This window comes from Nocardioides sp. (genome assembly GCF_034670285.1).
Classification (GTDB): Bacteria; Actinomycetota; Actinomycetes; order Propionibacteriales; family Nocardioidaceae; genus Nocardioides.
In genome coordinates this window covers 1-5,905 of sequence record NZ_JAXMNS010000239.1, presented here as the reverse complement: position 1 = coordinate 5,905, position 5,905 = coordinate 1, and the positions used below count along the sequence as shown (strand labels likewise).

Annotated in this window: 8 protein-coding genes; 6 read left to right on the top strand and 2 right to left on the bottom strand. The window is 71.6% G+C overall.

Annotation, left to right across the window (positions count from 1 at the left end; all coding sequences use genetic code 11):
• Both VOI19_RS12545 and VOI19_RS12540 read left to right on the top strand, forming a co-directional pair.
• Nucleotides 1–465: hypothetical protein (locus VOI19_RS12545; RefSeq protein ID WP_323793300.1), on the top strand; the 465-nt coding region annotated here is incomplete at its 5' end.
• Nucleotides 462–968 carry a hypothetical protein gene (locus VOI19_RS12540; protein WP_323793299.1) on the top strand — a complete coding sequence of 169 codons (507 nt, stop codon included), beginning with the start codon at nucleotides 462–464 and terminating at the stop codon, nucleotides 966–968. The genes VOI19_RS12545 and VOI19_RS12540, both read left to right, overlap by 4 nt.
• Before the next feature lie 4 nt (nucleotides 969–972).
• Here the strand turns inward: VOI19_RS12540 and VOI19_RS12535 are convergent, their stop codons facing one another.
• Complete coding sequence (locus tag VOI19_RS12535) at nucleotides 973–1,485, bottom strand: general stress protein (protein ID WP_323793298.1); 513 nt, start codon at nucleotides 1,483–1,485, stop codon at nucleotides 973–975.
• A 55-nt stretch (nucleotides 1,486–1,540) separates the two neighbouring features.
• Between VOI19_RS12535 and purS the strand changes: the two genes are divergently transcribed.
• From purS to VOI19_RS12520, 3 genes are read left to right on the top strand one after another with little or no spacing between them, the layout of a single operon-like run.
• Nucleotides 1,541–1,816 carry a phosphoribosylformylglycinamidine synthase subunit PurS gene (gene purS, locus VOI19_RS12530; protein WP_323793297.1) on the top strand — a complete coding sequence of 92 codons (276 nt, stop codon included), beginning with the start codon at nucleotides 1,541–1,543 and terminating at the stop codon, nucleotides 1,814–1,816.
• A complete protein-coding gene (purQ, locus tag VOI19_RS12525) occupies nucleotides 1,813–2,499 on the top strand; it encodes a phosphoribosylformylglycinamidine synthase subunit PurQ (RefSeq protein WP_323793296.1) in 687 nt (228 codons plus the stop codon). Before purS ends, purQ begins: the two co-directional genes overlap by 4 nt.
• Before the next feature lie 10 nt (nucleotides 2,500–2,509).
• Nucleotides 2,510–2,965, top strand: coding sequence for a DUF3817 domain-containing protein (locus tag VOI19_RS12520; protein ID WP_323793295.1), 456 nt, complete (start codon nucleotides 2,510–2,512; stop codon nucleotides 2,963–2,965).
• On the opposite strand, the gene VOI19_RS12515 is transcribed toward VOI19_RS12520, so the two are convergent.
• Nucleotides 2,962–4,398: a glycoside hydrolase domain-containing protein gene (locus VOI19_RS12515; protein ID WP_323793294.1), complete on the bottom strand. Its 1,437-nt coding sequence runs from the start codon at nucleotides 4,396–4,398 to the stop codon at nucleotides 2,962–2,964. The two genes, VOI19_RS12520 and VOI19_RS12515, sit on opposite strands and share 4 nt — an antisense overlap.
• 221 nt (nucleotides 4,399–4,619) lie before the next feature.
• Here VOI19_RS12515 and purL point away from each other — a divergent pair.
• A partial coding sequence (gene purL / locus VOI19_RS12510; protein WP_323793293.1) for a phosphoribosylformylglycinamidine synthase subunit PurL occupies nucleotides 4,620–5,905 on the top strand: 1,286 nt, incomplete at its 3' end.

Below are 5,905 nucleotides of genomic sequence, written 5' to 3'. Positions count from 1 at the left end.
GTCGCCGACGCCTCACGCGCCGACGCTGCCTACGCCCGTCTCGGGGCCCGGGTGCTGCGGGTCGGGGAGACGCCTCCCGTCGAGGTCGACCGCGTCCTGTCCGCCGCCGAGGAGCAGCTCGCCGGCTCCTTCAGCCGCCAGGCGCTGGCGGTGCTGGCTGCGGTCGACCTCGATCTCGAGGACCTCGACCTGGCGGTCGAGAGGATCGACGAGGCGACCGCGCGGGTCTACCTCCTCGACGGGGCGCTCGGGGTCCGCGTCGACCCGCAACGACTGCCCGGGGCAGCTGCGCTGGACGCCGGTGAGGGAGCTGACGGTGGCCCGGCCGGCTACGACATGGCGCTCGCCGAGGGCTGGGAGCGCGACGGCACCCCGATCGTGGCCTACCTCGTGAGTGTCGAGGTCGACGGCCGCTGGTTCGTCAGCCTCGAGGCCAGCGCCGGCGACCTGCTGGAGACGCCATGAGCGAGGCGACCGGCGTGGTCGAGCAGCCGGTCGACGACCGGCGCTCGCGCGAGCTGCTCGGGTGCGCCCTGTGGGCCGGGGCCGCCCTCGCCTGGACCGTGGCGATGCTCGTGCCGTGGTTCCGAGCCGGGGCGCTCTCGCACGTCAGCCCGCTGGAGGTGGGCGGCGCGCTGCGCACGGGGTTGCTCGGCCTGCCGAGCGCCACCGGGTTCGCGGTGCTCCTGCTCCCGGCGGCGTCCTGGGTGCTGCTGGCCCTGGCCCCGGCTCGCGGGGGCGGTGCGCTCGCCGCACGGCTCGGGCTGTGGCTGCTCTCGACCGCTGCGGGGCTGACGCTCGTCGCCCTGCTGGCGTCGGTCTCGGCGGGCACCTACGGCGGGGGCGCCGTGCTGGTCGTGCTCGCGTGCCTGCTCGGCGCGGGCGGACTGGCCTGCAGTACCGTCGCCAGGGACGACCGGTCGGCCGATCGACCCGTCGATCGACCCGTCGATCAACCGGCCGGCTGACGGCTCAGGCGAACGGGTTCGGCAGCGCTCCGGGGAGGCGCGTCAGGATCTCGCGCGCCTCGGCGGCCACCTTGTGCTCGACGAGCACCTCGTAGCGCGTGGCCACCACCTGGGTCACGGACTGGAAGTCGCGCTGACCGCGCGTGGCCGCGTAGCCCAGCAGGGCCCAGACGATGCCGAACGCGGCGCCGAAGAGCATCGTTGAGGCGATCGTCGCGAAGGCGCTCTCCTCGGTGAAGATCGTGAAGAGCAGGCCCACGAACAGCCCGAGCCACGCACCGGAGGCGACGCCGCCGAGGGCGACCCGGCTGTAGGTCAGCCGCCCGGTGATCTTCTCGATGCGCTTGAGGTCGGTGCCGACGATCAGGCAGTTCTCCACCGGGAACTCCTGGTCGGAGAGGAAGTCGACGGACTTCTGGGCGGCCGCGTAGTCGTCGTACGTCGCCAGCGACTGCGGGAACTCCAGCTGGAGCGGCGACATCGGGCTGCGGCGACCGGACGGGGAGGACAGGCTCATGGGTCCAGTCTGCCCGGTCGGCGGTCGCCGGGGCCGACGGCATAGGATCAGACCCGTGCCCAAGGTTGTCGTGGACGTGATGCCCAAGCCCGAGATCCTCGATCCGCAGGGGAAGGCCGTCCAAGGCGCCCTGCCGCGGTTGGGGTTCAGCGGGGTCGTAGATGTCCGCCAGGGCAAGCGCTTCGAGCTCGAGATCGACGGTGAGGTCACCGACGAGGTCCTCGCTCAGGTGCACGAGATGGCCGAGAAGCTGCTCTCGAACCCGGTCATCGAGAACTTCGCCGTGTCGGTGCTCGACGGCGACCGCGGCGCGGAGGACGGCGCCCGATGAAGGTCGGGGTCGTCACCTTCCCCGGCTCGCTGGACGACGCCGACGCGCAGCGCGCGGCCCAGCTCGCCGGCCACGACGTCGTCCCCCTCTGGCACGGCGACCACGACCTGGGCGGTGTCGACGCCGTCGTGCTGCCCGGCGGCTTCTCCTACGGCGACTACCTGCGCTGCGGAGCCATCTCGCGCTTCTCGCCGGTGATGACCGAGGTCATCGAGGCGGCCGGCAAGGGCCTGCCCGTGCTCGGCATCTGCAACGGCTTCCAGATCCTGTGCGAGTCGCACCTGCTGCCGGGTGCGCTGATCCGCAACGACCACCAGAAGTTCGTGTGCCGCGACCAGCGCCTGCGCATCGAGAACGCCTCCACCGCCTGGACCTCTGCCTACAGCGAGGGCCAGGAGATCACCATCGTGCTCAAGAACGGTGAGGGCGGGTTCGTCGCCGACAACGACACCCTCGACCGCCTCGAGGGTGAGGGCCGCGTCGTCGCGCGCTACCTCGACCACAACCCCAACGGCTCGCTGCGCGACATCGCCGGCATCACCAACGAGCGCGGCAACGTCGTGGGCCTGATGCCGCACCCCGAGCACGCGGTCGAGGAGCTCACCGGTGCGGGCACCGACGGTCTGGGCTTCTTCACCTCGCTCGCCGGGCTGGTCGCACTGACCGCCTCGACATTTGCCTGATGGGTGCCTGATGAGCCCGCTGCGGCTCTTCCGTACCGCCGCCGTGGCCGAGGCGATCACCTGGGCGCTGCTGCTGCTCGGCATGGTGCTCAAGTACGTCACCGAGACCACTGAGGTCGCCGTCAGCATCTTCGGGATGCTGCACGGCGTCGTCTTCATCGCCTACGGCCTGACTGCCGTCGTCGTGGCCGTCGACCAGCGCTGGTCGCTCGGCCGTGCGGCGCTGGCCCTGCTGGCCGCGATCCCGCCGTTCGCCACCGTGGTCTTCGACCTGCTCGCCGAGCGCCGCGGAGCCTTCGCCCCGCAGTGGCGCCTGACCGGCGAGCCCGCACCCCCGGGGTCCGGACCCGAGGTCCCGGTCGCCTGGCTGCTGCGTCGCCCCGGTCAGGGCGCCCTGGTGGGGGTCGGTGCTGTCGCGGCGCTGACGGTCCTGGCGCTGCTCGTCGGCCCGCCCACGTCCGGCTAGGCGCGCACGCCCTTCATCAGCCGGCGCCAGGTGGCGCCGTCCACCACGCCGGTGGTCGGCAGGTCGACGCGCGACTGGTAGGTCTTGACCAGGTCGGCGGTCGGCATCTTGTAGACGCCGTCGATCTTCACGCTGGAGCCGAGGTCGGCGGCGTTGAGCGTGCGCTGCAGGCGGCGGACGTAGAACCCGGCCGAGCCGAACTTGAGCACCGGCTTGCGGCCATAGCTGAGCAGCGTCATCCAGTCGCGTCGGATCCACGTGGCGTCAGCGGCGTTGCCGGTGCGGGCCTGCCAGGCGTTGGCGGCCTTGACCGTCGACGGACCGTACTTGCCGTGGAAGCTGCCTGAGTAGAGGTTGCGCTCCGACAGGAAGCACTGCAGGGCCTTCACCATCCGCTTCGGCGGCTTGTAGCCGTTGCCCGACTGGCGCAGGGCCGGGTAGTCGCGCGAGGCGACCGTGACTCCGGGACAGAGGTCCTCGCGGGGTGCGGTCGAGCCCGCGCCCATGTCGAGGTAGTTGGAGTCGATGTTGATGCGCACGCCGCCCCAGACCTCGTCGTGGCCGCCGCGGTACTGCTTGATGCGGCCACCGGGACGCCAGCCGTCCTCGGCGATGTAGGACGTCGAGGTGTTGGCCTGGCCGTCCCAGCGGGCCAGCCAGATGCGCTCGGGCAGCGTGTAGGCGTTCGGCCGCTCGCGGCGGACCTCGTCGAGCACCTTGATGCCCGAGCCGGCGCTGGAGTAGACGCCGGTGACGTAGCCCGCGGCGGAGATCTTGCGGTTCCAGGCGGTCAGGAACGACAGGGCCGACTCGCGGCAGTGGGTGTTGCTGTCGTCGAAGCCCTCGAGGTCGTACCAGAGGGTGCTGCCCTCGACGAGACCGAGCGCTCGGGCGTCGGCGAGCGTGCTCACGGCCTCGCGCTTGCCCATCCCGCGGGCCTTGCCGTAGATGCCCCTCTTGCCGGGGCTGGGGTTGATCGTGAAGTCGTCGGCGTAGCGCGGGAAGCGCGGCTGGCAGGAGGCCTGCGGCCCGAGGATGATCGGCAGCAGCCTCCAGCCCTTGCGCAGCTGCTTGCGCACCCAGGTCGGGTTGAGGTTGGGCTGGTCGCGGCAGGCGCGGGAGTCACCGGAGATGTAGATGCCGACCGCGAGGTAGGGCGAGGTCTTCAGCCAGGTGTTCATCATCGACTGCGTCGGGGTCACGCACTGGTCGAAGCCGTAGCCGGTGAAGTCGCCCGGGGTGACCGGGTTCGGCGCGGGCTCCTTCTTCGCCAGGACGACGCCGGTCGCCGAGACGGTCGACACCGTCGTGGCGGGAGAGGCGGGGGCGGCTGTCGCAGGGGCGGACGCCGGCAGTCCGACCGCGACCAGCGCGCTCAGGGACAGGGCGGTCACACCGGTTCGCAGCAGGGTGCGCGGGGAAGAGGGGCTCATGAGGCGGAACTCCAGGGGAGGGGGAAGGGGCGATCCGGCCGCGTACGCGGCGAGCGTCACCCTAACCTCATACATCACTCCAGTAACAGAGAAGGCGCTTAATTACACGCATGTAGTTCGGCGTGTCGCTGAGAACCGACCGCGAGTCGGCGCGAAGTCGCGCCGACTCGGCGAGAGCCCCGCGGGTAGGGGGACCGGGCGGCGGCCGGTAGATTGCTGCCGTGCCCGAGCCCCTCGCTGAAGACACGTCCACCCCGGTCCCGACCGGCCTCGACACCGTCGCCGTGGCCGCCACGGACCCCGGTCGCGAGCAGCCGTGGGCCGACCTCGGCCTCAAGGCCGACGAGTACGCCTCGATCCGCGAGATCTTGGGTCGTCGTCCGACGAGCTCGGAGCTCGCGATGTACTCGGTGATGTGGAGCGAGCACTGCTCCTACAAGTCGACCAAGGTGCACCTCAAGCAGTTCGGCGAGATCCCGCAGACCACGCCGGTCGGCAAGATGCTCGCCGGCATCGGCGAGAACGCCGGTGTCCTCGACATCGGCCAGGGCTACGCGATCACCTTCAAGGTCGAGAGCCACAACCACCCGTCGTACGTCGAGCCCTACCAGGGCGCCGCGACCGGCGTCGGCGGCATCGTGCGCGACATCCTCGCCATGGGCGCCCGGCCCGTCGCCGTGATGGACCCGCTGCGCTTCGGTCCGCTCGACGCCCCCGACACCCGCCGGGTGCTGCCCGGGATCGTCGCCGGCGTCGGCGGCTACGGCAACATGCTCGGCCTGCCCAACATCGGCGGCGAGGCCGTCTTCGACTCCACCTACCTCGGCAACCCGCTCGTCAACGCGCTCTGCGTCGGCGTCCTGCGCCACGAGGACCTCCACCTCGCCAACGCCTCCGGCACCGGCAACCAGGTCATCCTGTACGGCGCCCGCACGGGCGGCGACGGCATCGGTGGCGTCTCGGTGCTCGCCAGCGAGACCTTCAGCGAGGACGGTCCGGCCAAGCGCCCCAGCGTCCAGGTCGGCGACCCCTTCATGGAGAAGCTGCTCATCGAGTGCACCCTCGAGCTCTTCGCCGCCGGCGTCGTCGCCGGCATCCAGGACCTCGGCGGGGCCGGGCTCTCCTGCGCGACCTCCGAGCTCGCCAGCGCGGGCGACGGCGGCATGCACGTCGAGCTCGACCGGGTGCCGCTGCGCGACTCCTCGCTGGCTCCTGAGGAGATCCTCATGAGCGAGAGCCAGGAGCGGATGATGGCCGTCGTCACCCCCGACGACGTCGCGACGTTCATGGGCATCTGCGCCAAGTGGGACGTCGAGGCCGTGGTCGTCGGTGAGGTCACCGACACCGGGCGCCTCGAGATCGACTGGCACGGCGAGCGCGTCGTCGACGTGCCCCCGCGCTCGGTCGCGCACGACGGCCCGACCTACGAGCGCCCCTACGCCCGCCCGTCGTGGCAGAACGCCCTCCAGGCCGACGGCGCGGAGGCCCTCGCTCGCCCGCAGACCGG

Bases quoted from the DNA above. Each gene is read 5' to 3' on its own strand.
- VOI19_RS12520 (WP_323793295.1), top strand. From the start codon at position 2,510: ATGAGCCCGCTGCGGCTCTTCCGTACCGCCGCCGTGGCCGAGGCGATC.
- purQ (WP_323793296.1), top strand. From the start codon at position 1,813: ATGAAGGTCGGGGTCGTCACCTTCCCCGGCTCGCTGGACGACGCCGAC.
- VOI19_RS12515 (WP_323793294.1), bottom strand. From the start codon at position 4,398: ATGAGCCCCTCTTCCCCGCGCACCCTGCTGCGAACCGGTGTGACCGCC.
- VOI19_RS12535 (WP_323793298.1), bottom strand. From the start codon at position 1,485: ATGAGCCTGTCCTCCCCGTCCGGTCGCCGCAGCCCGATGTCGCCGCTC.
- VOI19_RS12540 (WP_323793299.1), top strand. From the start codon at position 462: ATGAGCGAGGCGACCGGCGTGGTCGAGCAGCCGGTCGACGACCGGCGC.